The 25,650-nt window shown below is 63.0% G+C and carries 27 protein-coding genes, 2 tRNA genes and 1 other RNA gene; 17 read left to right on the forward strand and 13 right to left on the reverse strand.

Annotated features, from left to right (window positions below; all coding sequences use genetic code 11):
* Positions 1-218: 218 nt before the first annotated feature.
* The 3 genes from KR227_RS08470 to KR227_RS08480 all read left to right on the forward strand — a co-directional run bounded on the left by KR227_RS08470 (position 219) and on the right by KR227_RS08480 (position 4,308).
* A complete protein-coding gene (locus tag KR227_RS08470) occupies positions 219-422 on the forward strand; it encodes a cold-shock protein (RefSeq protein WP_018019572.1) in 204 nt (67 codons plus the stop codon).
* A gap of 488 nt (positions 423-910) precedes the next feature.
* The gene (gene topA / locus KR227_RS08475) at positions 911-3,886 is read left to right on the forward strand and encodes a type I DNA topoisomerase (RefSeq protein WP_218364944.1); all 2,976 of its coding nucleotides are present in this window, start codon (positions 911-913) and stop codon (positions 3,884-3,886) included.
* Positions 3,886-4,308, forward strand: coding sequence for an NUDIX domain-containing protein (locus KR227_RS08480; RefSeq protein ID WP_218364945.1), 423 nt, complete (start codon positions 3,886-3,888; stop codon positions 4,306-4,308). The genes topA and KR227_RS08480 overlap by 1 nt, the downstream gene beginning before the upstream one ends.
* Here KR227_RS08480 and KR227_RS08485 read toward each other — a convergent pair.
* Entirely contained in the window at positions 4,305-5,831 is a 1,527-nt protein-coding gene (locus KR227_RS08485) for an adenylate/guanylate cyclase domain-containing protein (protein ID WP_218364946.1), read from the reverse strand. The genes KR227_RS08480 and KR227_RS08485 overlap by 4 nt on opposite strands.
* Before the next feature lie 53 nt (positions 5,832-5,884).
* Between KR227_RS08485 and KR227_RS08490 the strand changes: the two genes are divergently transcribed.
* Together KR227_RS08490 and KR227_RS08495 are read left to right on the forward strand one after the other, a co-directional pair.
* Positions 5,885-7,069, forward strand: coding sequence for a DNA polymerase III subunit delta' (locus KR227_RS08490; protein WP_218364947.1), 1,185 nt, complete (start codon positions 5,885-5,887; stop codon positions 7,067-7,069).
* An 83-nt stretch (positions 7,070-7,152) separates the two neighbouring features.
* Positions 7,153-7,228 (forward strand) — tRNA-Thr (locus tag KR227_RS08495).
* A 51-nt stretch (positions 7,229-7,279) separates the two neighbouring features.
* Here KR227_RS08495 and KR227_RS08500 read toward each other — a convergent pair.
* Positions 7,280-8,251 carry a GIY-YIG nuclease family protein gene (locus KR227_RS08500; RefSeq protein ID WP_218364948.1) on the reverse strand — a complete coding sequence of 324 codons (972 nt, stop codon included), beginning with the start codon at positions 8,249-8,251 and terminating at the stop codon, positions 7,280-7,282.
* A gap of 282 nt (positions 8,252-8,533) precedes the next feature.
* On the opposite strand from KR227_RS08500, the gene KR227_RS08505 reads away from it, so the two are divergent.
* From KR227_RS08505 to KR227_RS08525, 5 genes are all read left to right on the forward strand, one after another.
* The gene (locus KR227_RS08505; protein ID WP_218364949.1) at positions 8,534-9,232 is read left to right on the forward strand and encodes a hypothetical protein; all 699 of its coding nucleotides are present in this window, start codon (positions 8,534-8,536) and stop codon (positions 9,230-9,232) included.
* 130 nt (positions 9,233-9,362) lie between these two features.
* Positions 9,363-9,683 (forward strand): PadR family transcriptional regulator, encoded by a 321-nt coding sequence (locus KR227_RS08510; protein ID WP_218364950.1) that lies wholly within the window; start codon positions 9,363-9,365, stop codon positions 9,681-9,683.
* 9 nt (positions 9,684-9,692) lie between these two features.
* Complete coding sequence (locus KR227_RS08515) at positions 9,693-10,397, forward strand: DUF5808 domain-containing protein (RefSeq protein ID WP_218364951.1); 705 nt, start codon at positions 9,693-9,695, stop codon at positions 10,395-10,397.
* A 60-nt stretch (positions 10,398-10,457) separates the two neighbouring features.
* Positions 10,458-10,979, forward strand: a complete 522-nt coding sequence (locus tag KR227_RS08520; RefSeq protein WP_218364952.1) for a pyridoxamine 5'-phosphate oxidase family protein — start codon at positions 10,458-10,460, stop codon at positions 10,977-10,979.
* A gap of 32 nt (positions 10,980-11,011) precedes the next feature.
* Positions 11,012-12,223 carry an FAD-dependent oxidoreductase gene (locus KR227_RS08525; RefSeq protein ID WP_218364953.1) on the forward strand — a complete coding sequence of 404 codons (1,212 nt, stop codon included), beginning with the start codon at positions 11,012-11,014 and terminating at the stop codon, positions 12,221-12,223.
* A gap of 59 nt (positions 12,224-12,282) precedes the next feature.
* Here KR227_RS08525 and ffs read toward each other — a convergent pair.
* Positions 12,283-12,377, reverse strand: an RNA gene (gene ffs, locus KR227_RS08530) — signal recognition particle sRNA small type.
* Positions 12,378-12,568: 191 nt separating this feature from the next.
* Between ffs and KR227_RS08535 the strand changes: the two genes are divergently transcribed.
* Positions 12,569-12,657 (forward strand) — tRNA-Ser (locus KR227_RS08535).
* Positions 12,658-12,732: 75 nt separating this feature from the next.
* Here the strand turns inward: KR227_RS08535 and KR227_RS08540 are convergent.
* The 5 genes from KR227_RS08540 to KR227_RS08560 form a co-directional block, all read right to left on the reverse strand.
* On the reverse strand, positions 12,733-13,515 hold the full coding sequence (locus tag KR227_RS08540; RefSeq protein WP_218364954.1) for an ABC transporter permease: 783 nt from the start codon (positions 13,513-13,515) through the stop codon (positions 12,733-12,735).
* Positions 13,515-14,348, reverse strand: coding sequence for an ABC transporter ATP-binding protein (locus KR227_RS08545; protein WP_218364955.1), 834 nt, complete (start codon positions 14,346-14,348; stop codon positions 13,515-13,517). Before KR227_RS08545 ends, KR227_RS08540 begins: the two co-directional genes overlap by 1 nt.
* A gap of 6 nt (positions 14,349-14,354) precedes the next feature.
* Positions 14,355-14,684, reverse strand: a complete 330-nt coding sequence (locus tag KR227_RS08550) for a hypothetical protein (protein ID WP_218364956.1) — start codon at positions 14,682-14,684, stop codon at positions 14,355-14,357.
* A gap of 210 nt (positions 14,685-14,894) precedes the next feature.
* Positions 14,895-15,404 (reverse strand): hypothetical protein, encoded by a 510-nt coding sequence (locus tag KR227_RS08555; RefSeq protein WP_218364957.1) that lies wholly within the window; start codon positions 15,402-15,404, stop codon positions 14,895-14,897.
* Positions 15,405-15,433: 29 nt separating this feature from the next.
* Complete coding sequence (locus tag KR227_RS08560; RefSeq protein WP_218364958.1) at positions 15,434-16,132, reverse strand: fasciclin domain-containing protein; 699 nt, start codon at positions 16,130-16,132, stop codon at positions 15,434-15,436.
* Positions 16,133-16,256: 124 nt separating this feature from the next.
* Here KR227_RS08560 and KR227_RS08565 point away from each other — a divergent pair, with 124 nt between their 5' ends.
* The 5 genes from KR227_RS08565 to gluQRS all read left to right on the forward strand — a co-directional run bounded on the left by KR227_RS08565 (position 16,257) and on the right by gluQRS (position 20,607).
* Positions 16,257-16,811 (forward strand): sigma-70 family RNA polymerase sigma factor, encoded by a 555-nt coding sequence (locus tag KR227_RS08565; protein ID WP_218364959.1) that lies wholly within the window; start codon positions 16,257-16,259, stop codon positions 16,809-16,811.
* Positions 16,808-17,488 carry an anti-sigma factor gene (locus tag KR227_RS08570; RefSeq protein WP_218364960.1) on the forward strand — a complete coding sequence of 227 codons (681 nt, stop codon included), beginning with the start codon at positions 16,808-16,810 and terminating at the stop codon, positions 17,486-17,488. The genes KR227_RS08565 and KR227_RS08570 overlap by 4 nt, the downstream gene beginning before the upstream one ends.
* Before the next feature lie 224 nt (positions 17,489-17,712).
* A complete protein-coding gene (locus KR227_RS08575) occupies positions 17,713-18,966 on the forward strand; it encodes an aminotransferase class I/II-fold pyridoxal phosphate-dependent enzyme (RefSeq protein ID WP_218365154.1) in 1,254 nt (417 codons plus the stop codon).
* A gap of 137 nt (positions 18,967-19,103) precedes the next feature.
* Entirely contained in the window at positions 19,104-19,694 is a 591-nt protein-coding gene (locus KR227_RS08580) for a suppressor of fused domain protein (protein ID WP_218364961.1), read from the forward strand.
* Complete coding sequence (gene gluQRS / locus KR227_RS08585) at positions 19,672-20,607, forward strand: tRNA glutamyl-Q(34) synthetase GluQRS (protein WP_218364962.1); 936 nt, start codon at positions 19,672-19,674, stop codon at positions 20,605-20,607. Before KR227_RS08580 ends, gluQRS begins: the two co-directional genes overlap by 23 nt.
* Here the strand turns inward: gluQRS and KR227_RS08590 are convergent.
* Complete coding sequence (locus KR227_RS08590; protein WP_218364963.1) at positions 20,591-21,238, reverse strand: DedA family protein; 648 nt, start codon at positions 21,236-21,238, stop codon at positions 20,591-20,593. The genes gluQRS and KR227_RS08590 overlap by 17 nt on opposite strands.
* Before the next feature lie 176 nt (positions 21,239-21,414).
* On the opposite strand from KR227_RS08590, the gene KR227_RS08595 reads away from it, so the two are divergent.
* Positions 21,415-22,350, forward strand: a complete 936-nt coding sequence (locus KR227_RS08595; protein WP_218364964.1) for a GDP-mannose 4,6-dehydratase — start codon at positions 21,415-21,417, stop codon at positions 22,348-22,350.
* Between the two features lie 86 nt (positions 22,351-22,436).
* On the opposite strand, the gene KR227_RS08600 is transcribed toward KR227_RS08595, so the two are convergent.
* From KR227_RS08600 to KR227_RS08615, 4 genes are all read right to left on the reverse strand, one after another.
* Complete coding sequence (locus KR227_RS08600; protein ID WP_218364965.1) at positions 22,437-23,273, reverse strand: cytochrome c biogenesis CcdA family protein; 837 nt, start codon at positions 23,271-23,273, stop codon at positions 22,437-22,439.
* Positions 23,270-24,166 carry a thioredoxin domain-containing protein gene (locus KR227_RS08605; protein ID WP_218366103.1) on the reverse strand — a complete coding sequence of 299 codons (897 nt, stop codon included), beginning with the start codon at positions 24,164-24,166 and terminating at the stop codon, positions 23,270-23,272. The genes KR227_RS08600 and KR227_RS08605 overlap by 4 nt, the downstream gene beginning before the upstream one ends.
* A gap of 235 nt (positions 24,167-24,401) precedes the next feature.
* A complete protein-coding gene (locus tag KR227_RS08610; RefSeq protein ID WP_151529364.1) occupies positions 24,402-24,806 on the reverse strand; it encodes a DUF2304 domain-containing protein in 405 nt (134 codons plus the stop codon).
* Entirely contained in the window at positions 24,803-25,546 is a 744-nt protein-coding gene (locus KR227_RS08615; RefSeq protein WP_218364967.1) for a glycosyltransferase family 2 protein, read from the reverse strand. The genes KR227_RS08610 and KR227_RS08615 overlap by 4 nt, the downstream gene beginning before the upstream one ends.
* Positions 25,547-25,650: the final 104 nt, after the last annotated feature.

The following is a 25,650-nucleotide window of genomic DNA, read 5'->3' on the forward strand; positions in this document are numbered from 1 at the left end:
ACTGGGACTCGGTCGGACGTTTTCTGATAGCTGAAAAGCATCAGATGTGACCAGCCCACTGAGTGGGCACACAGAGGAATCGAAGAGTTTGTAAGCGCCACATAGAGCGCCACACCACGTTGTGAACAATCCGGTGAATAAGACGCCCTCCCGGCATGGCTCGTGCAATAGGAGCCAGGTCGTATCGCACTTCAAGAAAAAGATTTGAGTTAGTTTTTATGGCACAGGGAACTGTGAAATGGTTCAACGCGGAAAAGGGCTTTGGTTTCATCGCCCCTGAGGACGGCTCTGAAGACGTCTTCGTCCACTACTCCGAGATTCAGGGTGGCGGTTTCCGTACTCTCGAGGAGAACCAAAAGGTTGAGTTCGAAATTGGCGAGGGTGCTAAGGGTCCGCAGGCCCAGGCAGTAACTGCCCTCTAAACCTCCTTGCGTGTCGGCCTTCGGGTCGATCTGCTTGAAGCCCAGCGTGTAATGCGCTGGGCTTTTGTGGTGCGTGCGGGGTGTGTGCGGGATGTGTGCGGGAACAGCTGCCGCTGTCACCGTGCCCCCGCGATCGCCTGCTGGCCTGCGCTTGTGCCAGCGCATGGCGTCCCCCGTTGCTGGTACCCCAGATAGCACCGTGGAAGACCCATATATTACTGTGTACGCTAAATGACCACAGATAAAGAAGATGGGTACTGGTGCAGATGTGTCTGCGCGGTGACGCGTGGAATGTGACTAGTGTTCATCGTGGTCGGATCGTGCGGTAGCGCGAGCGTCCTGGACGCTCCCGCGGCAGGAAGTGACCGCTTCATGCACACCACCGCCCACCTCACTAACCATCTTGAGATAGCTCCAATACACGTGAGCAGCAGCCGCGAGTACCGCTGAGACGGCACCGTGGCTGCACCACGCGAGGAAAGGTAACCGTGGCTGAAGGAACGAAGCGCCTAGTGATTGTCGAGTCGGCGACCAAGGCGAGGAAGATCCAGCCGTATTTGGGCGATGATTACATCGTCGAAGCATCGGTGGGGCACATTCGTGACCTCCCGCGTGGTGCTGCGGACATCCCCGCGAAATACAAGAAGGAGTCGTGGGCTCGGCTGGGCGTGGATGTGAACAACGAGTTCGCGCCGCTCTACTTGGTGAGCCCCGATAAGAAGAAAAAGGTCGCCGATCTTAAAAAGAAGCTGAAGCAGGTAGACGAGCTCTACCTGGCAACAGACCCCGATCGCGAGGGCGAGGCCATCGCGTGGCACCTGCTCGAGGTGCTGAAGCCGAAGATCCCCGTGCGCCGCATGGTGTTCAACGAGATCACCAAGCCCGCCATCGTGGCCGCCGCGGAAAATACCCGCGAGCTGGACATGAATCTGGTGGATGCCCAAGAGACCCGCCGTATCCTCGATCGTCTCTATGGCTACGAGATCTCGCCGGTGCTGTGGAAGAAGGTGATGCCGCGGCTGTCCGCAGGCCGCGTGCAATCGGTGGCCACCCGCGTGATCGTCGAGCGCGAGCGCGAGCGCATGGCCTTTGTTTCGGCCGAGTACTGGGATCTGGTGGCGGAGGTGGCCGCGCAGAACGCGAAGGCCGATGAGCCGCGTGATTTCCAGGCGAAGCTCACCGGGGTGGAGGGCAAGCGCATCGCCCAGGGCCGCGACTTCAACGATGCGGGCGTGCTGCGTAAGCCGGATGATGTTGTGGTGGTGGATAAGTCCACCGCCGAGGCTCTCGAGGAGGGCCTGAAGGGCCAGCCCTTGCGGGTGAGCGCGGTGGAGGAAAAGCCCTATACCCGTAAGCCCTATCCGCCGTTTATGACCTCTACGCTGCAGCAGGAGGCTGGGCGCAAGCTGCATTACACCTCGGAGCGGACGATGCGCATCGCGCAGCGCCTCTACGAAAACGGTCATATCACCTATATGCGTACCGACTCCACCACGCTGTCGCGCGCCGGCCAGGAGGCGGCTCGGGTGCAGGCCCGGGAACTCTATGGCGAGAGCTATGTGCCCTCCAGCCCGCGCCAGTACTCCCGCAAGGTGAAGAACTCCCAGGAGGCGCACGAGGCGATTCGCCCCGCCGGCGAGTCTTTTGCCACCCCGGCCTCCCTGTCGGGCCAGTTGGATGCCGAGGAGTTCAAGCTTTATGAGCTGATTTGGCAGCGCACCGTGGCCTCCCAGATGGCGGATGCCAAGGGCACCTCCATGAAGGTGAGCATCGCGGGCACCGCCCAGTTGTCCTCCGGGGACCAAGAGGTGGAGTTCTCCGCCACCGGTCGCTCGATCACCTTCCCCGGTTTTTTGAAGGCCTATGTGGAGACCTCGCGTCTCGCCGATGGTCGCAATGTTGCCGATAATGCCGAGAAGCGTCTGCCGCGTCTTAGCTCCGGTGATGAGCTGCGCACCAAGGATGTGCACGCGGAAAGCCATGCCACCAATCCTCCGGCCCGCTACACCGAGGCGAGCTTGGTGAAGAAGATGGAAGACCTCGGCATTGGTCGCCCGTCCACCTATGCCTCGATTATCAAGACCATTCAGGATCGCGGCTATGTCTTCCCCCGCGGCAATGCGCTGGTGCCCTCGTGGGTGGCCTTCGCTGTCGTGGGGCTGATGGAGTCCAACTTCTCGGCATTGGTGGATTATGACTTCACCTCCTCCATGGAGGATGAGCTCGACGATATCGCCGTGGGTAATGAGGATGGCCACCACTGGCTGAGCGATTTCTACTTTGGCAACAAGGCCGCATCCGAGAACACGGCGGAGTCGATCGCGCGTTCCGGTGGGCTGAAGTCGCTTATCGACGACAACCTGGAGAGCATCGACGCTCGCTCCGTCAATTCCCTGACCCTCTTTGATGACGAGCAGGGGCGCCCCATCGTGGTGCGTGTGGGCCGCTATGGCCCCTATCTGGAGCGCGTTGTTGGTACCCAATCCGATGGCAGCCCCGAGTACCAGCGGGCGAACCTGCCGGATTCCACCACCCCCGATGAGATCACTCTCGAGGCCGCAGAAAAGCTCTTCGCCACCCCGCAGGGCGGCCGTGAGCTGGGCCGTAACCCACAGAATGGTCGCATGGTGGTGGCCAAGGAGGGCCGCTATGGGCCTTATGTGACGGAGCTGGTGACCAACGATGAGGAAAGCCACATCCTCGAGGTAGCGGAGCAGATCATCGCCGAGGAGCGCGCGGCCGAGGACGCCGAGCGGGCCAAGGAGGGCAAGCGCGCCAAGAATTGGGAGACCAAGACTGCGGCGAAGCAGAAGGAAAAGCGGATCCGCGAGATCATCGACGAGCGCCTCAAGCCCGGCACGGCCTCGCTGTTTAGCTCGATGGAGCCGGCCACGGTGACCCTCGACGAAGCCCTGAAGCTGCTGTCCTTGCCGCGCGAGGTGGGCGTGGACCCGGCCGATAATGAGCTCATCACCGCCCAAAATGGCCGCTATGGCCCCTACCTGAAGAAGGGCAATGACTCCCGTTCGCTGGGCGATGAAGAGCACATTTTCAGCATCACTCTCGAGGAGGCGCGCCGCATCTATGCCGAGCCGAAGCGCCGCGGCCGGGCCGCCGCCAAGCCGCCGCTGAAGCAGCTGGGCGATAACGATGTCTCGGGCAAGCCCATGTCCGTCAAGGACGGCCGTTTCGGCCCCTATGTCACCGATGGCACCACCAATGCCTCGCTGCGCAAGGGCGATACCCCAGAAACCATGACGGATGCTCGCGCCTGCGAGCTGCTCTCTGAGCGGCGCGCGAAGGAAGCGGAGAACCCCAAGGCCTCGAAGTCCGCTAAGAAGTCGCGGAAGAAGGCGAGCAAGAAAGCCAGCAAGAAGGCCACGAAGAAAAGCAGCAAGAAGTCGGTGAAGCGCACCACCAAGAACGTGGTGAAGGCCGGATCGCGGCGGCGTTCGACGAAGTAATGGCTGCAGGCGTGGTGCGGGTGACGGCCGTGGTGGTGCGGGATGAGCACGGCCACGTGCTCGCCGTGCGTAAGCGCGGCACCACCCGGTTCATGCAGCCCGGCGGGAAACCGGAGCCGGGCGAAAGCCCCACAGACACCGGCATTCGGGAATTGCGCGAAGAGATCGGGCTCGTGCTTAAGCCAGAGGAGCTGGACTCGCTCGGGCATTTCGAGGCCCCAGCCGCCAATGAGGCGGGCTGGGTGGTCTCGGCGGATGTCTTTGTGTGCACCCGTCTGCTCAGCGCGGCCGAGGCCGCGGCCATCGCGCCCGCCGCTGAGATCGAGGAGCTGCTGTGGATGGATCCGCAGCGGCTATCCGACTATGGCGTGGAGTGCGCCCCACTGATGGTGCGGGAGATTCTGCCGCGCCTCGGCGCCTAGGAGCGCTCCGCCAAGGTGGGGCGGATGGGGCGCGCCAATTGCGTCATCTCTTGGCGCCCGCGCAGCTCCACGGACTTCAACACGGTCCAGCGGGCCTGCTCGGCCTCGTTGGCGTCGCGCAGCGTGGAGGCAGAGGTCAGGGTTTTGCCGGGGGTGTCCTTGGCGAGTTCGGTGAGGCGGGCGGCCTGGTTTACCGCATCACCAATCACGGTGTACTCGAAGCGATCATGGCCGCCGATATGCCCGGCCACCACGTGCCCAGTTGCGACACCGATACCGCATTCCAGCTGGCTGTCCTTGAGCCGGCGCTGCAGATCGCGGGCCGTGGCTAGGGCGGCACCGGTGGAATCAGACAGCGATACCGGCGCCCCGAACACGGCCAAGGCGGCGTCTCCCTGGAACTTATTGATGATGCCGCGGTGCTCATGCACCGATTCCACCACGTGCTCGAAAAACTCGTTGAGCACGGTGACCACTTCCTCTGGGGTGTGGTGCACGGCGAAGGTGGTGGAGCCAATAACGTCCACGAAGAGCACCGCCACCTTGCGGTCCTCGCCGCCCAAGGTGGGCCGTTCCTCGAGAGCACGGCTGGCCACCTCGGCGCCGACATAGCGGCCGAAGATATCGCGCACCCGCTGGCGCTCGCGCAGCCCGCGCATCATTTCATTGAAACCGGCTTGGAGCACACCCACCTCGGAGCCGTCGTAGATGTCCACGGCCACGTCCTTTTCGCCGCGGCGTACCCGGTTGATGGCGTCTTGTAGCTCCATGATGGGATCCACCACGCTCATGATCAGCAGGGTGGTCACGAGCAGCCCGGTGATGAGCGCCAAGACGCAGAGCGCCAGAATGGCGGGCAGAATATCGGCGGGATCGGTGGTGAAATATCCCACCGACTGCCCCGTGAGCAGCAAGATGATGCCGACGATGGGCATGGCGGTGGTGGCCAGCCAGGTCAGCCGCATGCGATGCGACACCGGCGGCTCGAGGGTGGAATCTTCGAAGCGCCGGGCCAACGCCTGGGTGGCCACGGGACGCACGAGGCGCTGCGCCTCGAAATAGGTGAGCAGCACAACCGCGGAGCCGCCAAGGAAGGTGGCGAAGAAGATCACCGCGGCGAAACGCCCCGAGACGCTGCTGGCGACGATGGTCAAAATCGCGATACCGATCAGCCACACCACGCCCGCAATGATCGCCTGGTAGACGGGGATGCGCATCACCAGATTGCGCACCATATTGCGGTCATGTTCATCGGGGTGGCGCTGCCACATCAGCACCGGTTTGAAGAGGTAGTAGGTGGCGATGGCACCCACGATCATGGCGAAGAACACGTAGAAGATGCCGATGGAGGCGACGTCGAAACGCGACTGGCCAAAGTTCGTGCCCTCAGGCAGCGGGATGAGGTAGTGGATGAACGCCATGATGGCCACGGCACCCAAAAGGTTCGACCCGAGAACAGTGGCGCCATAGAGCGGCCACGCAGTTCCCCAGAGCCATGTCAGTGCCCGTGCCAATCGATTCATAGTCATTACTTTAATCAGTTGATCTCCGTTTCGGTGAGCTACGCTAGTTTGTCGTGAGCTCCGAAGTATTCAACCGCCTCGCTGGGGCGACGAGCGTGGCACGGGCGCTTGTCGACGCCGCCTCGCACCCCGAGCACATGACCCATGCGTGGCTCCTCACTGGCCCGCCCGGATCTGGACGATCAGTGGCCGCGCGAGCTTTTGCCGCCGCGCTCGTGTGCGACACCCCCGGTGGCTATGGCTGTGGGCAGTGCGAGGGCTGCCGGATGGTATTCGCCGATACCCACCCCGATGTGTTCCACCTCGTGCCCGAGGGCGTGGTGATCCCCGTGGCCCAGGTCCGCGACCGCATCATCCCGCTGGCCAATACCTCGCCCACCCACGGGCGGTGGCGCGTGATCATCATCGAAGACGCCGACCGGCTCGGATCGGAGTCCTCCAATGCCTTGCTGAAGACTGTGGAGGAGCCGCCGGAGCGCACCGTCATGATCTTCTGCGCGCCCTCCACCGACCCCGAGGACTTCTCGGTGACGCTGCGCTCGCGCTGCCGCCACCTCTATATCCCCATGCCCAGCCCCGAGGACGTGGCCGAGCTACTGATGAGGGAGGGGGTGGCCAACGAGCAGGCCGCGCACCTGGCGGCGGCAGCCTCCAGCGGGCACATCGGCCGCGCCCGGCACCTCGCCACCGACACCCAGGCGCAGAAACGACGGGCACGAGTGCTGCAGCTTGCGGAACTCGTCAACCACGGCTCCAGTGCCTTCCAAGACGTGGCGGCTCTGGTGAAAGTGATCGAAGACGAAACCGAGAGCACCCTCGCCGCCCACAATGAAAAGGAAACAGACGAGCTGAAGCAGTCCCTCGGCATGGGGTCGCGGGGCAAGGGCACCGCCGCGGCGCTGCGGGGCAGCAGGGGTGAGCTGAAAGAGCTCGAAAAGCAGCAGAAGCGGCGCCGGACCCGCTCCACCCAGGATGCGCTCGATCTGGCTCTCACCGACCTCGCTGGACTGTATAGGGATGCGATCATTGTGGCGAGCGCGGCGTCGACAAGCCTGACGCACCCAGATTTTGCGGGGCTCTCGCGCGATCTCGCCGAACAGGTGGGGGTGGCAGGGCTGCTGCGCTGCATCGATGCGATTGCAGAATGCCGGGAGATGCTGACATTTAATGTGCGCCCCACGGTGGCGTTGGATGCGATGATCGGGAAATTCCGGCTGGCGTATGGGGTGGAGCAGTAGCCGACGGGCGGATTTAGGAATGTGCGCTGTGGTGCGCTACACTTCCAGTCGGTAATGGCGACGCCTCTGGCGTCGTGATACCGGCCGCCTTAGCTCAGTCGGTAGAGCATCTCACTCGTAATGAGAAGGTCGCGAGTTCGATTCTCGCAGGCGGCTCCACTGAAAAGCAGGTCAGCCCCACTTTCCGGGAAAGGAAGGTGGGGCTTTTCCTTATGGCTGGTGGCTTTGACCTGCGGTGGTGGTCGTTTCTTGCCCCTCCTCCCAATCGCCCAAGGTCTGTCCTGTCTTCGTCTTCCAGGCGATCCGCCCATTCGTGGATGCCGAGCCATAGACGATGGCCCCGGCGGCGGAGGGGGAGGTGAACACGACGTCTTTTAGCAGCTGGACTAGATCCGGCGTGGGGCCGGGCGTGGAGGCCTCCACGATCGTCGCATGCTGGGCTTGGCGCTTGGCGAATTGTTTCCTCGTCGTATCGGACCAATCGGGGTTGTCCTTCATGGTCGCGGGGATGATGGAGCCTGCCAAGAGAGTGAACTCGCCATCGATGAGCTGTGCCTGGGCGTCGGCCCCTTTTTGGTTTTTGATGTAGAAGACGGGGCTGTCCGAAGACTCAGTGGCTTCATCAGTAGGCGAAGCAGCGACCGGGGCAGTGGATCCCTTGGCGGCGGGGAGTGGGGTGGTGCGGCCCCGGAAGATATCGAAGCCGAGAACCGGCATGAGAATCCGTATCTGAGTGATGAAGTAATGCATGTCGGATTGATCAGCCTCGGGCAGGGCAGCTCCGCCGGTCGGGGAGACACTATTGTAAAGGTAGGTTCGGCCGATGGACTTGGCGAGCCTGATCAGCTCCGATTCGAGGTACCTCACGTGGGCCTTAGTGAGGTTCATGTCCTTGGAGGTGATGATGACGACGTCTTCCCAGAAGTCCTTGCGGGCGTTGTGATTCTCCAGCCGTCTGATGACATTGTCGCCTTCGCCGATATAGGCGGCCGGCTCACCGTCCTCATTAGTGCCGAAGAGGACGTACACGCCAGTTCTTTGGGCTTCCTCGCGATTCTTGAGCCGAGCGAGGTCCTTGCGGCGTGCCCGGAGCATGTGCCCAGTCCAGTTGAGAATCTCGGCGGTCATCAACCCGCCGACGGTGCCGTCGACGAGGTAGAGCCGAACTTGCTTGCCATTCATCGAAACATCCTTCGATATTTTATCCCCAGCGGAATTCGGTACAGGTTGTTCAGGGACTCTGGCGGGGCTGGGGTCGCGACACAGATCCGGTGTATAATTCTATCAAGACGCGAAGCTGAGTGGGCTCTTCTCCACCAGTGCCAAGAGCCGATTGGGTGGAATGCCCAGTGGGTATGAGCAGTCGAGCTGAGCACAATCGCTGTGGCACAGGCGCAGGCGTTGTCAGCTGAGACTGGAGATACGTGGTGTCCGTGTGGCGGTGGGGTCTGTGGAGGAGATGTCATGGCGGTATCGCAGAAAGCTCTGAGTGCTGCTCTCGCTGTTCTGGGCGCACCGGAGGAGGCTGTATCCCCAGAGACCGTGTGGGAGCAGACAGTCAGCTTTTACCCCGCATCGTGGAAGAAGAAGTGGCCGGCGGAACTTCCCCTGCCGTGGTTCTTGGAGAGAAAGGAGCCGGCTCTTTCGGTGTCTCGGCAGAGGCTGTTCGAGATCGGGCAATCCGTGGAGACCGAAGAGGACGCCGTGAACTTCTACGTCGCTGTGTGCTCCTGGGGTGCTGGGACGAGTGCTCTGCAGATTTCTCGAAGTGTTCGTCCCCTCCACGAGCCCGGCGCGCCCGGCAGGCTCGTGGAGGGGATCACAGCTGCGTCGACAGTGCCGGCGGCCGAGAGCTATGCACTGTTCTATCGTTCGGGGCCGGCACAGATTACAGGGTTGGGGCCTAGCTTCTTCACCAAGCTGCTGTACTTCGCCGCGGGGCAGCCTAGCCCGAGCGATACCCGGCACCCGCTCATTCTCGATAGGAGGGTGGCGCAGTCCCTGGGGTGGAAGACAACGACAGGCTGGACACCTGCCGGCTACACCTCATATCTCGATGTGGTGGAGGCAGCGCATGAACGATGGCGGCCGGATCTTCCTACTGACGTCATCGAGTACACCCTTTTCCACGGGCATGCTTCCGAGACTCCCCCGTCCATATAGCCGGTGCAACCCCACGGGTGTGGCGCGCCATCTCTTGCGGGGCTAGGCGGCGCCCGCGGGTGTTTCTTGGTGGGTGTCTTTTCGGCAGCTACTGTGTATGACACGCTACTAGGTTGGGCGAGGGGGCTATATGGCGGAATCGCAATTGCGCAAGGGAGCTATCGAGCTGGTTGTGCTTGGGTTGCTGCAGGAACGAGCATCCTATGGCGGCGAGGTGCTCGAGCGGCTGCGCGTGGAGGCGGGCCTGGAGGTCTCCTCCGGCACGGTCTATCCGCTGCTCGCTCGACTCCGCAAAACCGGAATGGTGGGCACCTCGTGGGAGGAGTCTCCTATAGGGCCGCCGCGCAAAATCTATGAGCTCACCACTTCTGGGCGCACCCGCCTCGCGCAGCTGGCAGAGGAATGGGAGCAGCTCGCTGCGGCGGTGGCGGCAACAACACGGAAGGCATGAGTGAGCACAATGAACTGGTGGACTCTTGATGAGGATGGGCAGCGGCGCGTGTGTGGGCTGCCAGTGTCCTCGTTCTGGGCGGGGGATCGAGATGCGGTGCTCGATAACTTCGAGCCGGAAAATCCGCGTCTATGTGTGCCCCGCACCTTGGGGTTGGGCTGGGATCTCAACCTCGGGGCGGTGGCGGTGAAGGCGGGCTGGATTCGCCCCGATGATTCCTTGCCGGATCTCGCCGAGCATATTCCTGCTCGGTGGCGTCGCGTGCTGCAGCTCGGGCCGCGTATCGGCGGTGTTGGCGTGGCTGCTGGTGCCCTCGCGGTGGCGAGTCTCAAGACGGCGCCCGTCCAGTGGTCGCTGGGTGGGCAGCCGAAGAAGTGGGGGCCGGGGATCGTGGCGGCGGCCCTGCCGGCGGGGATCGTCGGTGTTATCGCAGTGCTGCCTTATGCGACGCAGCGTCGTGGCTCGGAGGCGCCCCAGGAGGCAGATCTCTCGCAGGCGTTTTCGGTGGCATCGCGGGCGGAGCTATGTGGCGCACAAGCCATGGCACTGCTGGCACTGCATGCCACGTTCTGGTCGGCGCTGCGGCCCGAGCGACGCCAGATTGTGGGGGCAGCCGCGCCGTGGGCGTGGCCGGTGATCAGCGGTGGGCTCAAGATCGCGTGTGTGCGCAGCGCCTTGACGGCGCTCGATGCCCAGCTGCGGGCGGCGGACTGAGCGCTCGGCCATCCATCCTGCCCCGCGTCGGCAGTGCCGAATGACGCCTAGGATGGCCCTATGAGTACTACACACACATCACAATCCACCCCTGACTCCACCGATCGCGCTGCACAGCAGCGGCGCACAGTGCGCGAGCTCATCCGCTCGGCGCGTTTTGCCATGGTCACCACCACGGATAGCGCTGGCTCGCTGGTGTCTCGTCCCATGACGGTCCAGGCGGTCCGCGACAACGGCGAGATCGTATTTATCCTGCCCCAGGAGGGCGATACCGCCCAGCAGGCAGATGGGGCGCAGGTGAACCTGGCCTTCAACGATGACATGTCTTTCGTCTCCGTTGCGGGAGTGGGCGAGATTTCCCACGACACCGAGCTACTCGCCGAGCTCTGGGGCCCAGGCACCGATGCTTTTTCGGAGGAGGGCGAGCACCCCGAGAACACCGACAAGGTGGTTCTGATCGTGCGTGGCGAGTCCGCCCAGTACTGGGAAAGCCCCTCGCGCCCCTCCCTGCTGGTGCAGACCTTTACCGGTCTCGTCTCCGATGAGCGCCCCTCGGGCGATAGCGGCACCGTCGAGCTGTAGATTTCTTCCCCCAACCCTAGGAGCACACGCCTATGACCACCTATGATGTCATCGTTATTGGCGCCGGCGTGGCCGGTTTGGCCGCGGCCCGCGCCGTGCAGGACAACGGCCACAGCGTCATCGTCCTCGAGGCGAGCGATCGCCTCGGCGGCCGCATCACGACTGAGGAGGTCGATGGCTTCCTCGTCGACCGCGGCTTCCAAATCCTCAACCCCGCCTACCGGCACCTGCGGGCGAGCATCGACACCACCCGGCTTGGGCTACGTTCTTTTCCCCGCGCGCTCCGGGTGCGCACCGGCTCCGACCTAGTGGAGCTCAACGATCCCACGCGCCGGCCGCAGGCGCTGCCCGCCGTGCTGAAATCTGGCTTGGTGGCCAAGGAGGATCTCGCCGCGTTGCGCCTGCTGAAGGGGATTCCCAGCGCCGATACCACGCGCGCCGAGGCCTTCGATAAGGCCGGTTTTAGTGGCGCTTTACGACGCCACGTTCTCGATCCTTTCCTCGCTGGCGTGGTGGCAGAACGAGAGGGCAGTACCTCCTTTAGGCACACCGCGTGGCTGCTGTCGATGTTCATGGCCGGTACTCCTGGCCTGCCGAGCGGCGGCATGCGCACCCTGCCGCGCATCATGGCTGAAGGCCTCGATGTGCGGTTGAACCAGCCGGTGAGCCGAATTGATACCACCACGGCCACCGTGTGGGTGGGAGAGACAGAGCTGCACGCGCGCAGCATTGTGCTCGCTGCTGGACTGGAGTCCTCGGCTGAGTTGATGGGTACTGATACCCCGGCGATGCATGGCACGCGCACCTTCTGGTTCGCCGCCGAGGAGGCCCCCAGTGATAGCGCTGCGGTGCATATCGACGGGCGCGGCACCTCCGGAGAATATGGGCCTGTGACCACGACCTGCGTGCTAAGCCATGTCGCGCCCGAGTATGCGCCGGCCGGCCAGCATCTCATTGCCGCGCTGACGCTCAGCGATGATACCGAGCCGAGCGAGGAGGATACGCGCCGCCACCTAGGTGAGATCTACGGGGTGGACACCACCGCGTGGCGCTGTGTGGCCACCCACGATGTGCCCGATACTCTGCCCGCCGTGGCCCCTGGCGAGCCGGGCGGCGACCGCGCGCTGCGGCACGAATTGGTGGTGGCCTGCGGCGATCAATTCGGCAATGCGTCCACAGATGGCGCTATCGCCTCCGGCCAAGCGGCCGCGGAGATCGTGGAGGATATTCTCGCCGCTCAGTAGTGCGGAGCGGCGTGCTCGTGGCGTCGATAAGCGGCGTCGCGAACCTACCCCCAGAAATAATAAAGGGATCCCACGCACCCGTCAGAGCTCGCTGACCCTTGCTGCATTCCTGCCCTGGGGGAGTTCACAAGATGGACGCCGCGTGGAATCCGTGTACCACTGTAGCAATAGCCAGCCGCGAGAAGCAATAAGGCAGGCGATCTCGGCGGGCTCTGGGGAGGCTGGCGCGCCGGGCTGCTGGTTGAGCGGCGAAAAGAGGGCGGCTGACAAGGCGTTTTTGGCTTTGCGGTCGAGTGTGTGTAGTGTATCTACCGAACAGAGGCGCTCTGCGCTTGTGTTTGGCATGGAGGATTCGACTAGCGGCCTATGTCACACGCCTGGAACGCGTGCGGGGTTCACGCCCCTCGTGGGTTCAAATCCCACATCCTCCGCCACTGACAAATCTCCCGACGCATCCTGATAGATGCGCCGGGAGATTTTTTATGTCCTCCAGTGGGGCGGTGCGGTGCTTAAGCGAGCTCGCAGCGGTTGAATCTGCAGATTCCCCACAGGAACACCACGAGTACTAGGCCCAGTGAGCTCCCCACGGGAATCAGCCAGGCCCCTACCGCGTCCTGGCTCGAGATCTCAGTGCTCAGGCGCGACAGGCCCAGTGGGCTATAGGCGGCAATTCTGTCGAATGTTCCGCCGATTGCAATGAGAAGATAGAGCCCGACTCCGGCCAGTACTGGGGCTCCGATACCCGGTTTTAGTGTGGTGGCGAGGAGCTGGACTGCGCTGATGAGCGTCATTTCTAGGCCCCACACCAGGCTGGCAACGAGGACTGGGAGATAGGGGGCGTCAGAAAATACCAGTGCGGTTCCTGCCCAGGTGACTGTCGCCCCGATGGCCGCATAAGCAAAGATGGCGCACCACGTAGAGATGGCCCCCGTCGCTAGGTAGTAGGAGCGGCGCAGGTTCTTCGTCAGAATAAAAGGAATATCGCCGTTGCTGCTCAGCTGCGCGTATCCGAGTGCGTTGATGGTGAGCAGCCCGAGCGTGATGATTTGCGCCAGGTTTTTCATCCATCCTGCATAGGCGTGGTGCCACGATGGTTCAGGCATCGTGGCGGCAAGAAGCTCGGTCATCTCTGGCCCGGCCAGACTGCTCATGATCTCGGGCAGGTGCGAGCTCATCACGCCCTGGGTGCCTGCCATCGCCACGATGAGCGCGAGCATCACCCACGTGCTGGTTGAGCGCAGTAGCCGCACACCGTGGTAGCGCCATAGGGGTAGTAGCTGCTGAGACGCCATCACTGCTCCTCCTTTCCCTTGGTGAGGCGGGCGTAGAAGTGCTCGAGTCCCTGATGTTGCGGTTCGATGCGTGACTGCGGGTCGATTGCGTGAATGGCTGCGGTGATGCGCTCGGCGTGCTCGGCGCGGGTGCTGAGGGTAAAGTGCGCCCGCGGCATCCCGCGTGATTCGAGGAGCTCGTCGATCTGCCCCTGGGCGAGAAGCCGGCCGCGATGGAGCACTCCAAGATGGGTGGATACTTTTTCGACATCCGCCAGAATGTGGGAGGAAAACATGATGGTTGCGTGCCCTCTGAGCTCCTGAATGATCGCCAGCACGTCCGCACGCCCCATGGGGTCCAGGGCGCTGGTGGGTTCGTCCATGATCAGCAGGCTCGGTGCAGTAATCAGTGCCGCGGCGATCCCTAGTCGTTGCTTCATTCCCCTCGAGAACGCGCCGACGGTGCCCGGTGCATGTGTCAGCCCTACGAGTTCTAGTAGCTCAGAAGCTCTGTGCGACGCCACCTCCGAGGGCACATTATCGAGGCGGGCAAGGGTGATGAGGGCGTCTGTGGCGCCGAGCCACGGACTGAGCTGTGGCACATCGGGAAGATACGAGACCCCTCCTCGTGGTGTGGGCGGCAACGTGCCGCGAGGAGTGCCCAGCACCGTGGCTTGGCCGCTGCTGGCAGCGGCAAGGCCTAATAAGATCCGGATCGTGGTGGTCTTTCCGGCCCCATTCGCCCCGACAAAGCCATAGACAGCGCCCCGTGGTACCCGCAGCTCCACGTCCGTGAGCACGCGGTGGCTGCCATAGCTTTTGCACAGCTTCGTCGTCGTGATAGCCCATTCCATGGTGGTTTATTCCTTATACACGCTGTCGATCACAGACGAGACGTCCGTGCCGTGGCCACGTGGTTGCTGTTTCTGGGCGCGATGGAAACGCTTTTGCTCAGCCATCGCCCGCTCTTCCCTGATGTGCATGATGAGGAACACAACAGGGCCGAGAAGCTGTCCCATAAGGATGATGGCTGTCCAGATCGAGCGAGGCAGCCCGGCGATACGCTCGCGCTTATCTTTCCAGAGCCGGAGCAGGGCCCACACCATCGCGCCGAGCTGGCACACGATGAGAAGGGCGAGAAGGACCAGCAGGTACGTGGGCAGATCCTGCACAGCGTCGAATGTGTTCATGATGTCCTCGATTGTTCTTATGGGATGTACTTGCCGTACATAGTAGCTTGTAATACATACTAGCAGGCGGCACACGACCCGCACCGTGATTGTATGCGGCGCGCGGCGAGGCGATGATGGCATCTTTGCACCCGCGACGAGAAGCTCCCTGGCCCGAGACAGGACTAATCCCCCGCAGGATATGTCCTGCAGGGGATGGAAGGCCTCAGATTAACGCAGCGTCAACGGGGTGGTAGCGGTGCTGCCGTCGAAGTGGATGACCTGGATGCTGCCGTCGATGTTGGGGTAGGCGGCGCAGCCGGTGAGGGTCTGGAAGTCACCCGCGAAACCGGCCTGGCCATCGCAGACCACCGCGGTGGTGCCGTCGATCTTGACCATGGTGTCGGGGCCAGCGATGCCGATGGCGAGACCCGGCTGAACGCCGTGGGCCTCTACTACTGCACCCTCGCCCACAGCGATAGCGGCGGGGCCGGAGAAGTTGGAGGCGTGGGCGGTGGCGGAGCCATTGAGCACGGAGATGCCGAGGGCGATGGCGTCATCAGCCTTGGCGTGAGCGTGGCCGTTCTCAACATCCCACTGGGGAAGAGCGCCAGCGACGTTAAAGCCCGGGAGGGCGGGCTGGAGGGCATCCTCGAGGGTGCCGGCCTGGGCCGCGGCCGGAGCGAGAATCATGGAGCCACCCAGTACGGTCATGGCGGCACATTTGGTGAAGCGTTTCATAGAGGTTTCTCCTTTGAGAGAGTAAAAAATTACTTGTTCGGGATCAGGACGGTATCGATGATGTAGACCCGAGCGTTCTCGGTGGGCACGTTTGCGCAGCCCACGGTGGCGTCATTCACCATCATCGGTTCGCCGTCGGTGACGGTCAGCATGGAGCCTCCAACGGTGGTGTGCTCGCCTACGATCGCATCCATGCCGGCCTGGCCTTCCACGGCGTGGTAGGTAAGAATGCTGGTCAGCATGTTGGAGTTGGTCTTCAACTCCTCGATGGTCGCTGGGTCAAGCTTCTCGAAAGCGCCGTTGGTCGGGGCGAAAATGGTCCACTGCCCGCCCTCAATGGTGCTCACGAGATTGACGTCAGGGTTGAGCTCTCCGGTCAGTGCTGCGGTGAGCGTGGAGAGTTCCGGAATATTCGGCAGTGCCTCGACGATGTTCTGGCCGGCAATGACCTCGAGAGAGGCGGGGCCGTCCGGGTGGGCGTCGGCATATGCCTGGCATAGCGGGCCGCTCGGGGCCTCGGCTGCAGCTGCGGCCTCGGTGTCGGTCTCAGTCTCGGACTCAGCCTCGCTGGAGGGGCTGTCTTCAGAGCTGGTCATGCTGGAGGTGCTGGACATGCTGTCCTTGGCCTCAGTGCTATCGGAATCATCAGCATTACAGCCGCTGAGTACAAGTCCGGTGGCGCCGAGAATGGCAGCTGCCGTGAAAATTGGGTGGCGATTAAGTCGCATGTATATCCACTTCGTTTGTTGAAAAACAGGCAACTATTTTGTTGCCCTCACAAAGTGTTCGGAGCCAAAGAAGGATCGGGTGGGTGCAGCTCGAAATATTATTTTCGTGTGTAGGCTTAGCCCTGTGCCTAACGTCAAATCTCACCTCGACGCTCTGCTCGAGGCCACCTCGCGGGGGGACGTACAGGCTTTTGAGCAACTTTTTACACTTCTGCATAAGCGCGTCTACGGATTAACGCTGCGCATTCTCACCGACCGTAATTTGGCGGAAGACGCCGCCCACGAAGCATGGCTATCGGTATGGGAAAACTCCTCGTCATTCGACTCACATAAAGGATCTGCCGAGGGCTGGGTGCTTGCCATGGCCCATCGCCGGGCAGTTGATGTCGTACGCAGCAGAGAAGCCCACCATCGCCGCAGCGCTGAATATGCCCAGTCCATGAGTCTTACTGAGTCCGTGGATGCGGCAGATGCTCATCTGCTTCGTATTGATGAGCATGCAGAGTTAGCCGAGTGTTGTGAACAACTCACCGCAAAACAGCGTCAGGCACTTGCTCTGACCTATTTTGAGGGGCTGACCTATCAAGAAGTAGCTGATCGACTCGGAGTATCTCACTCTGCGATCAAAACCCGTCTACGAGATGCAATGAAAACCTTAAGGAGGTGTATGGACTCGTGACTACACAACAACCATCGCGGGAGGAACTCGAGGCGCTTGCCGCTCTCTCGGCCGTAGGGTCGCTGCCGCTCGATGAGCAAAAAAATCTGGGCGTTGCAGATAATGACGAGTTCATTCATCTCCAGCAGCAGTACCGTGATGTCCTCGCCGGCCTCAGCGTCGATGTCGATATGCCTGATGCCCAGACTGCCTGGGAGCGTCTGCGCCGAGATATTGCCCCTGTGGCCACGGTGGATACCGTGGCGTCTCGACGGCGCCGGCTGCCGCTGTGGCTGGCGAGCGCCAGCGCAGTGGCGGTGCTGGCCAGCGGCGCTATTACCTTCACCACCATGAATGCCTCCTCCGATCGGGCAGAGACTGAGCAGGCCGAGGTGAGCACTAGTGAACGCCGGGTAGCTGGCGGCACGGTGACTGTGGAGTATGCCCCAGGCGCTGACACGGCGAAGGTGATGTTGCGCGATGTTCCCGCACCGCCACCGGATCAGGCCTATCAGATGTGGCTTGTGGAGGATTCCGGTCCCCGTTCCGTCGGCGTGATGGAATCCGCCGAGGTACTGCCCGAGATGGACGTGGAGATCGACGGCGTCGCGCAGGCGCAGTCAATCATGATTAGCCAAGAACCTGCGGGTGGATCGACGACCCCATCGACGTCGCTGCTCGACATTGCTTTGCCATAGTGCGCCTCGACGTCGCCGCGCGGGCGAGGATCAGACAGCCGGCTATCGCGCCCTGCAGGGCTAGAATCCGCTGCTCATCTGTGCGCGATCATAGAAAAACGACAGGCCGAGCAGTAGAGTAAGGGCGGAAATGATCGCCCATGACTATCACCTGTGGCGTGACTGACCACGAGAACAACCAGAAATACAGAAGGGCGGGTCGCGACGTGACCGAACTGAAGGATATGAATCAACAGGACTTCGAGGAGATTGCCGCCGATGCGCGCAATCGTTATGAGGAGCTCGTTCAGCGTGACCTGCAGCTGGATCTGACCCGCGGTAAGCCCTCCGCAGAGCAGCTGGACTTCGCGGAAGAGCTGCTGGCTCTGCCCGGGAAGGGCGACTATCGCACCGCCGATGGGGTCGATGTCCGCAACTACGGTGGCCTCAACGGCATCGTCGATATCCGTGAGATCTACGCCGAGCTGCTCGGACTCGATGTCTCCCAGGTATGCGCCGGCGATTCCTCCAGCCTCAACATCATGTTCGACATCATGAGCTGGACCCACACCTTCGGTAACTGTGATTCCCCGCGCCCGTGGTCGCAGGAGGAGAAGCTGCGCTGGATCTGTGTGGTGCCCGGCTATGACCGCCACTTCTCCATCACCGAGCACTATGGCTTCGAGATGGTGACCGTGCCCATGCTCGAGGACGGCCCGGACATGGATGCCATCCGCGAGCTGGTGAAGGATCCGAGCGTGAAGGGCATGTGGGCGGTGCCGGTGTACTCCAACCCCACCGGTGTGACCTTCTCCGAGGAAGTGTGCCGAGAGCTCGCCGAGATGGAGACCGCGGCACCCGATTTCCGCATCATGTGGGACAACGCCTATGCGGTGCACGTATTCGATGAGTTCCCCGAGAACCACAATGTGCTCGAGATGGCCAAGAAGGCCGGCAACCCCAACCGCTTCTGGTATCTCACCTCCACCTCGAAGGTGACCTTCGCCGGTTCGGGCGTGGCTATCTTCGCCTCCTCCGCCGCCAACCTGGAGTGGTACGCCTCCCATGCGGGTATTCGCGGCATCGGCCCGAACAAGGTGAATCAGCTGGCCCACGCCCGCTATTTCGGCTCCGCTGACGGGGTGCGCGAGGTGATGCGCAAGCAGGCCGGTTCTTTGGCGCCGAAGTTCCACAGCGTGCTGGAGATCCTCGAGCAGCGCCTCGGCGGGCTCGGCATCGCCACCTGGACGAAGCCGGAGGGCGGCTACTTCATCTCCCTCGACGTGGTGGATGGCACCGCCTCTCGCGTGGTGGAACTGGCCAAGGAAGCCGGCATCAAGCTCACCGCCGCTGGATCGACCTTCCCGCTCAAGCAGGACCCCAACGACCGCAATATCCGCCTCGCCCCCTCGATGCCGCCGCTGAATGAGGTCGAGGTCGCCATGGATGGTGTGGCCACCTGTGTGCTGCTCGCCGCGGTTGAAAAGCTCGCGCAGTAAATCTTCCTCTTTTCAGGTACTCCCTCGTTCCCGCATCGCGCGGGGCGGGGGAGTTCTGCGCTGGGCAGCCGCCAGCAGCTGCGCTTATGCCCGTGCAGATGCCGGTTCGGCTGCGGTGGATGTGCCACACTGGAGGAATGAACACAGCAGAGATCAGTGTCTGGTTTGCGCAGCTCTTCCAGCTGGGCGAACAGCCCGAATGGCAGGAATACAGCGTCGCCGGCCATCGCGCCGCCAGCTTTTCTTCTGACGGTCGGGCCACCGCAGTCACCCTAGATATGTCCACGGTGGATACGGGCCTGCGGGCGGTGGCCCCGCCTGAGGCGCAGAACCCGCTGAGCGAGGCAGATATTCGGGTGGAGCTGATTCTGCAGACCACGGATGCTCACCGAGAGCAGCTGCCCGAGGCGCTGGGCCGCGCCCTCGCGGTGCTGAGTGATGCCGACTCTCAGGTGGCACCCCAGCCGGGCGCTATCCTCGCCGATCTCATGCCGGAGCTGTCCACCCGCCACGGGCTTCTGGTCGCGCCGCAGCTATGGGAGAAGGGCGTGCCCCATCTGTGGGAAGAACCCGAGCAGACCGGACGCTCTCATGGCCAGCTCACCCTGCCATTGCAGCTGCTGCTGCTCACGCCGGAGGAGCTGGAGTATGCGATCACATATTCGCCGGAGGAGCTGCAGGAGCAGATGCCGGCCCAAGGGATTGATGTGCATGAGTGGAACCGCTGATGCCCGTATCGCCGGTGCTGGCCGCTACGCGCCGTCGCCAAGCGGAGAACTGCACTTCGGTAATCTGCGCACCGCGCTGATCTCGTGGCTGGTGGCCCGCTCGCACGGGCTGCCTTTTCTGCTGCGCGTTGAGGATGTCGATACCCAGCGCAGCTCGCTGGAATCGGCGGCGGCGCAGCTGGAGGATCTCGCCCGCCTTGGCCTCGACTGGGATGGGGACGTGCTCTACCAGCACCAGCGTTTTTCCGCCTATGAGCAGGTGGTGGAGACTCTGCGCGGGCGGGAGCTGGTGTATGAGTGCTATTGCTCGCGCAAGGATATCGCGCACGCGGCCTCGGCACCGCACGCCATCCCCGGCCATTATCCGGGCACCTGCCGTGATCTGGATGAGGACCAGCGTCGTGCGAAGCGGGAGCAGCTCAGCGCCGCAGGTCGGCACCCCGCGCTGCGGCTGCGTAGCGACGCCACCTCCGCCACAGTGGAGGACTATTGGGCCGGCAACTATCGCGGCGATGTGGATGACTTCGTGCTGCGGCGCGGCGGCCAGGCCCCCGACTGGGCCTATAACCTCGCGGTTGTGGTCGACGATCACTACCAGGGCGTGGGCCATGTGGTGCGCGGCGATGATCTCTTGTCCTCTGCCCCGCGGCAGGCCTATCTCGCCAGGCTGCTCGGCTATGAGCCGCCGCTGTACCTGCATGTGCCCCTGGTGCTCAATGAGCAGGGCCAGCGGCTGGCGAAACGCGATGGCGCGGTGACCCTGCGCGAGATGGAGCAGCAGCGCTCTACCGCTGATGTGGTGCAGGCGCTCGGCGCATCGCTCGGGGTCCCTGGGACCCGTTCCACGGCGGAGATTCTGGAGCGCTGGGAGTTGGAGCAGTTGCCTGCTGAGTCGGTTACTTTTCGCAGCTAGCGGCCTGCGCGGCCGCAGCTGTGGTGTGCTCGGGAAGGTGGCGGGCAAAGCGGTGGCTGAGGCGCTCGACCACGAGGCCTGAAACCACCCCCAGCACCATGCCGGAGACCAAGCCGATCAGCGGCTGCTCCCGAAATACCCAGCCGCCGAGATAGCCGAATAACGTGCCCTGGACCGACCAAATAATCACCCCGATGGCGTCGAAGAAGGCGAAGCGGGCGTGGGAGTAGTGGCCGGAGCCGAGCATCACGGTGACTACCCAGCGCGCGCCGGGGATGAAGCGGGCGATCACGATCACCGAGGCATCGCGGCGGTAGAGATTATCGTTTACCCAGGTGATGGCCTTCTGCAGGCGGCTGCGCTTGCGCAGATACCCCATGGCGCTGGTGAGGCTGCGGCCTAAAACGAAGCAGATATTATCGCCGATGATCGCCCCGGCGGCGCAGCAGATCATGATGAGGATGAGATGCGGGAAGCCGAAAATACCGGAGTAGGCGCCGGCGAGGTTCATGGGCAGCTCGCCGGGGATCACCGGCACGATCGCATCGCCGAGGGTGACGCCCCCGAGCAGCAGATAGATCCAGGGGGAAGCCATCAGTGGCTCCAGCCACTGGAATACGATCTCTTCCACGGTAGGCTGCTCGCCCCCTTTCTCGGACTCGGTGCGCCAGCATGCGCGGGTGCGGTGGGCACCTCGCGTTCTCCTAGCGAGCTTAGCGCGTGAATAGATTGCCTCCTGCCACGAGGGCGGGCAGCTGCTGGCGGCGCTATCGCCTTTGTGCGCCGAAGAGTACTACGATTTTCAGCATGAACACTCTTGTTACTGGCGGCGCTGGCTTCATCGGCTCCCATTTGGTGGATGCGCTCGTGGCCCGCGGCGATACCGTGGTTGTGGTGGATAATCTCTCCCATGGCCGACGGGACAACCTGCGCGATGCGCTGGAGACGGGGCAGGTGACACTGCTCGAAGATGACGTGCTCAGCTGTGATTTTCTTGCTGTGTGCAGGGAGTATCGTCCCGAGGTGATCTTCCACTTGGCGGCGCAGATCGACGTGCGTTCCTCGGTGGCTGATCCGGTATTCGATGCCGAGATGAACACCATTTCTACGATCCGGATTGCTGAGGCGGCGCGCCAGACCGGGGTGCGCAAGGTGGTCTACACCTCCTCGGGCGGTGCTATCTATGGCCGCCCAGAGTCCTTCCCCGTCAGCGAGGAGGAGCCGGTGCGCCCGATGTCTCCCTATGCGGCCTCGAAGGTGGGCGGCGAAACCTATTTGAACATGTATCGCCGCCTCTACGGGCTGGACTGCACGCATATCGCCCCGGCGAATGTCTACGGCCCGCGGCAGGATCCCCACGGCGAGGCCGGGGTGGTGGCGATCTTCAGCAAGAATCTGCTGGCCGGTGCCCCCACCGTGGTATTCGGCGAGGGCAGCAATACCCGCGACTATGTGTATGTGGGCGATCTGGTGCGCGCCTTCGTGGCCGCCTCTGGGGAGCAGGGCTCGGGCATGCGCTTCAATATCGGCACCGGGGTGGAAACCACCGACCGTGCCCTGCATAGCCTCGTGGCCCAGGCGGTGGGCGTGGCGGATGAACCCCGCTTCGAGCCGGCCCGGGTGGGCGATGTGCCCCGCTCCTGCCTCGATTCCAGCCGTGCCCAGGCGGTGCTCGGCTGGCGGCCCGAGGTGGATGTGGCCGAGGGTATCGCCCGCACGGTGGAGTATTTCCGCAGCCGCTAAGGCGGGGGCCTATGCGTGACGACGCCACCCTCTATTCCCCTGAAACGCTGGGGCGAGGGTGGCGTCGATAAGCATGCGAAGCGCGGTTACTCGCTGTTCTTGGCGGGAACCCGCACGGATTTATAGGCCAGCACCATAGCGACGATGCTGAGGATGAACAGCAGCACCATGGCGCCATTGATATTCATCAGCAGCGTGGCCACGCGCAGCTGGATGGCGGACTGGGTCTCGGTGGAGAGCAGCCCGCCGAGGCTCGTGGTGGCGTTGGTGGCCATGTAGAGCACGCCGAGGATGATGAAGAACACCCCGGCGAGCATATTGGTGGAGTTCAGCGTGAGCGGGCCGAGCTGTACCTGCGTGCCCCGCAGCCAGGAGGCCTCGCCGATGTTGAACTTCTCCCACAGTGCGGCCAGCAGGAATAGTGGCAGGGTCATGCCGAAGGCATAGGCGGCCATGATGGCCAAGCCATAGAGCACGCTGGAGCTGACGAAGGCGGTGGTGAGCACCGCCCCCAACATGGGGCCGGCGCAGAACCCGGCGAAGCCATAGACTGCGCCGAGCAGGAAGGTGGGCACCCATCCTGCGGCGCTCATGCCCACCCTGCCCGCGAGGGAGGACAGACCCGGGATCTGGAAGCCGCCGCCGAAGAAGATGAATACGCCCAGCGCAATCATGATGATGCCGCCGACCATGATGAGGGTGCCGCGTTCGCTGCTGAGCCACTGGCCCAGCGCGCCGGCGCCCGCCCCGATGGGGGCGAGGACGGCGACGAGGCCGAGGAAGAACACGACGGTGCGGGTGATCAGCTCCGTGCGGGAGCTAAATGCGTAGGCGAAAAACGCCGGAAGCAACAGCGCCGAGCAGGGGCTGAGAATAGAGAGCGCCCCGGCGACGATGGCGCCGAAGAGTCCGATAGAGATCATTGCGGAACGCTCACCTCGCCGGCAGCCACCTTGGCTAGCTCCACATTGATGACCTCAACGAAGGTCTCAGTGGGCTGGGCGCCAGACACAAAGCGGGTGCCCACCACGAAGCTCGGGGTGCCTTGGATCCCCAAACCAGTGGCGTAGCTCTGGGCCTGTGCCACCGGCTCGGCGTAGGTGTCATTGTCTAAAGCCTCGGTGAAGGCGTCCATGTCCTCCACCCCGGCCTCCTTGGCGAAGCGGATATAGTCCTCCCGGCCGAACTCGGGGTGGCCGGTGATGTCCTTCGACGCGGTATAGAGCGCATGCTTGAAGGCGAAGAACTTGCCCTGGGCGGCTGCGGCACGTCCCGCCTGGGCGGCGCTGACGGCGTGGGGGCCATTGATGGCATAGTCATTCCACTCGATGCGCACCAAGCCATCCTTGACGTACTGGTCAATGAGTTCCGGCTCGGTGGTATTGGCGTAGCGGGAGCAGAAGGGGCACTCGAAATCCGAGAACTCCGAGATCACCACGGGGGCATCCACGGCGCCATAGGCGAAGGGATCGGCCGCATCGCGGCGAGCCACCTTCACGATGTCCGCCACGGACTGAATCTCCCCACCGGGGCCGTAGATGGTGGCGTCGAAGGAGCCGTCCTCGGACTCCGCGTCGAGAGAGCCCGTCCCTGGCTTCACCTGGGCCACCAGCTCCGCGATCTCCTCCTTGCTCAGCTTCTCCACCGCAGACTCCTCCGGGGCGGCGGCAGTACCCGAGTCCTGCTGTGCGGAGGAGGGCGCGGCTTGGGTGGCGGCGCTATCGGTGGTCTGCGTGCCCACGAGGTAGCCGCCGAGACCGGCGATCACCAGCAGCACGCTAAACAGGGCCCACACCACGGTGGGCACCTGGGAGATCGGGGAGGCGGCTGTGGCCTCGGCGTCCTCGGCATCCTCGGTAGTCTCGGCTGCTGCAGTGTCCGCAGTGGCTGCGGAATCAGTCGCGGAATCGGCCGTGGAGTCGGCGTCGACACGCGTCGCGTCGGCAGCGTCGGCAGCGTCGGGCGCCGCGGGAGTCACGGCCTCGGCGTCCTCGGGGTTGGGGGTGTGGTCCGGTCCGTTTTTCGGGGCCTTAGGCATAAATGTCGTCGTCTCACTTTTCTGCACGGCCGCTGGCCGTGGGGTCGGTGCCATCGCGGGATGGATCAGGTGTTTCGGGTCGGATCGCCGTTTGCAGGGCGACGGCGCGAGCTAGCCTAGCGTAGCGCAGTTCCTGCTCGCGGAAGCGAATGTAGCTCGAGATCGTGGTGAACATGAAGGCCACCACCAACAGGTAGAGCAGCAGATCCGTGCCGCGGGACACCCCGAGCCAATTGGCCACCACGGTGAGGTCATCGGGGCGCACAATCGCCCAGATGCAGGAGATAAAGAACACCACAAAGCCGAGTTTCACCCAGGCCTTGGCGCGGGCCTTTTTGCGCTTGCTCACAAAAAAGATGGCCAAGCCGATGGTGGCGAGCAGCAGCACCACCTGAATAATGCTTTGTCCCGAACTCATGACAGGTTCCTCGCTATAAATCCATCGGCCAGAATATTGACTCCATTAAAGAGCGATTGGCCCTTGCTCATCGAATACTCGGTGTAGAGAATATCCACCGGCTGCTCGCTCACGCGCCAATTATTGGTGTCCATGAGCGTGACAAATTCGCTGGCATGGCTCATGCCATTCATGCGGAGATTCAGCTGCTCGGCCACCGTGCGATTGAATACGCGCAAACCATTATGGGCGTCGGTGAGCCCCAGCTTGCGGGTGCGCCGCGAGAGCAGCACCACCGTTTTCAGCACGATGCGTTTGATCAGTGGCACCTGATCATCGGCGGCGCGGGGCCGACCAAAACGGGTGCCCACGATGATGTCCACATCCTCGGTGCGAAGCCGATCGATCATGGCCACCACGTCTTTGACCTGGTGCTGGCCATCGGCGTCGAAGGTGACAAAGTTCTGCGCGCCGGGTTGGGCGCGGGCGTATTCCACACCGGTTTGAATGGCGGCGCCTTGGCCGAGATTCACGGGGTGATTCACCAGATGCGCGCCGGCGGCGTGGATGGCCGCAGCGGAGTCATCCTTCGAACCGTCATTAACCGCCACGATATTGGGAAAAGTCTGGCGGGCATGTCGGATCACATCACCGATGACGGGTCCCTCGTTAAAACACGGGATCACCAACCACGTATCCGCATAGTCGCCGGGGTGACGGCAGGCGTCATCGGCGGGGCGGGGAGTATCAACAACGGGCATGCCTGTCATGCTAGTAACTTCTCGGACAGACACAGCGGCAGCCACGCGCGGCAGACAGTGAATGAAAATCGGAGCCCTCGCCCAGCGCATGCGTGACGACGCCG

Origin of the sequence: Corynebacterium sp. TAE3-ERU30 (genome assembly GCF_019209925.1) — a bacterium.
Lineage (GTDB): Bacteria > Actinomycetota > Actinomycetes > Mycobacteriales > Mycobacteriaceae > Corynebacterium > Corynebacterium megadyptis.

Bases quoted from the DNA above. Each gene is read 5' to 3' on its own strand.
- KR227_RS08555 (WP_218364957.1), bottom strand. From the start codon at position 15,404: ATGAAACGCTTCACCAAATGTGCCGCCATGACCGTACTGGGTGGCTCC.
- KR227_RS08615 (WP_218364967.1), bottom strand. From the start codon at position 25,546: ATGCCCGTTGTTGATACTCCCCGCCCCGCCGATGACGCCTGCCGTCAC.
- KR227_RS08580 (WP_218364961.1), top strand. From the start codon at position 19,104: ATGAACACAGCAGAGATCAGTGTCTGGTTTGCGCAGCTCTTCCAGCTG.
- KR227_RS08610 (WP_151529364.1), bottom strand. From the start codon at position 24,806: ATGAGTTCGGGACAAAGCATTATTCAGGTGGTGCTGCTGCTCGCCACC.
- KR227_RS08595 (WP_218364964.1), top strand. From the start codon at position 21,415: ATGAACACTCTTGTTACTGGCGGCGCTGGCTTCATCGGCTCCCATTTG.
- KR227_RS08560 (WP_218364958.1), bottom strand. From the start codon at position 16,132: ATGCGACTTAATCGCCACCCAATTTTCACGGCAGCTGCCATTCTCGGC.
- KR227_RS08500 (WP_218364948.1), bottom strand. From the start codon at position 8,251: ATGAATGGCAAGCAAGTTCGGCTCTACCTCGTCGACGGCACCGTCGGC.
- KR227_RS08485 (WP_218364946.1), bottom strand. From the start codon at position 5,831: ATGAATCGATTGGCACGGGCACTGACATGGCTCTGGGGAACTGCGTGG.
- KR227_RS08510 (WP_218364950.1), top strand. From the start codon at position 9,363: ATGGCGGAATCGCAATTGCGCAAGGGAGCTATCGAGCTGGTTGTGCTT.
- KR227_RS08470 (WP_018019572.1), top strand. From the start codon at position 219: ATGGCACAGGGAACTGTGAAATGGTTCAACGCGGAAAAGGGCTTTGGT.
- gluQRS (WP_218364962.1), top strand. From the start codon at position 19,672: ATGTGCATGAGTGGAACCGCTGATGCCCGTATCGCCGGTGCTGGCCGC.
- KR227_RS08575 (WP_218365154.1), top strand. From the start codon at position 17,713: ATGAATCAACAGGACTTCGAGGAGATTGCCGCCGATGCGCGCAATCGT.
- KR227_RS08540 (WP_218364954.1), bottom strand. From the start codon at position 13,515: ATGGCGTCTCAGCAGCTACTACCCCTATGGCGCTACCACGGTGTGCGG.
- KR227_RS08525 (WP_218364953.1), top strand. From the start codon at position 11,012: ATGACCACCTATGATGTCATCGTTATTGGCGCCGGCGTGGCCGGTTTG.
- KR227_RS08515 (WP_218364951.1), top strand. From the start codon at position 9,693: ATGAACTGGTGGACTCTTGATGAGGATGGGCAGCGGCGCGTGTGTGGG.
- KR227_RS08600 (WP_218364965.1), bottom strand. From the start codon at position 23,273: ATGATCTCTATCGGACTCTTCGGCGCCATCGTCGCCGGGGCGCTCTCT.
- KR227_RS08550 (WP_218364956.1), bottom strand. From the start codon at position 14,684: ATGAACACATTCGACGCTGTGCAGGATCTGCCCACGTACCTGCTGGTC.
- KR227_RS08520 (WP_218364952.1), top strand. From the start codon at position 10,458: ATGAGTACTACACACACATCACAATCCACCCCTGACTCCACCGATCGC.
- KR227_RS08480 (WP_218364945.1), top strand. From the start codon at position 3,886: ATGGCTGCAGGCGTGGTGCGGGTGACGGCCGTGGTGGTGCGGGATGAG.
- KR227_RS08545 (WP_218364955.1), bottom strand. From the start codon at position 14,348: ATGGAATGGGCTATCACGACGACGAAGCTGTGCAAAAGCTATGGCAGC.
- KR227_RS08505 (WP_218364949.1), top strand. From the start codon at position 8,534: ATGGCGGTATCGCAGAAAGCTCTGAGTGCTGCTCTCGCTGTTCTGGGC.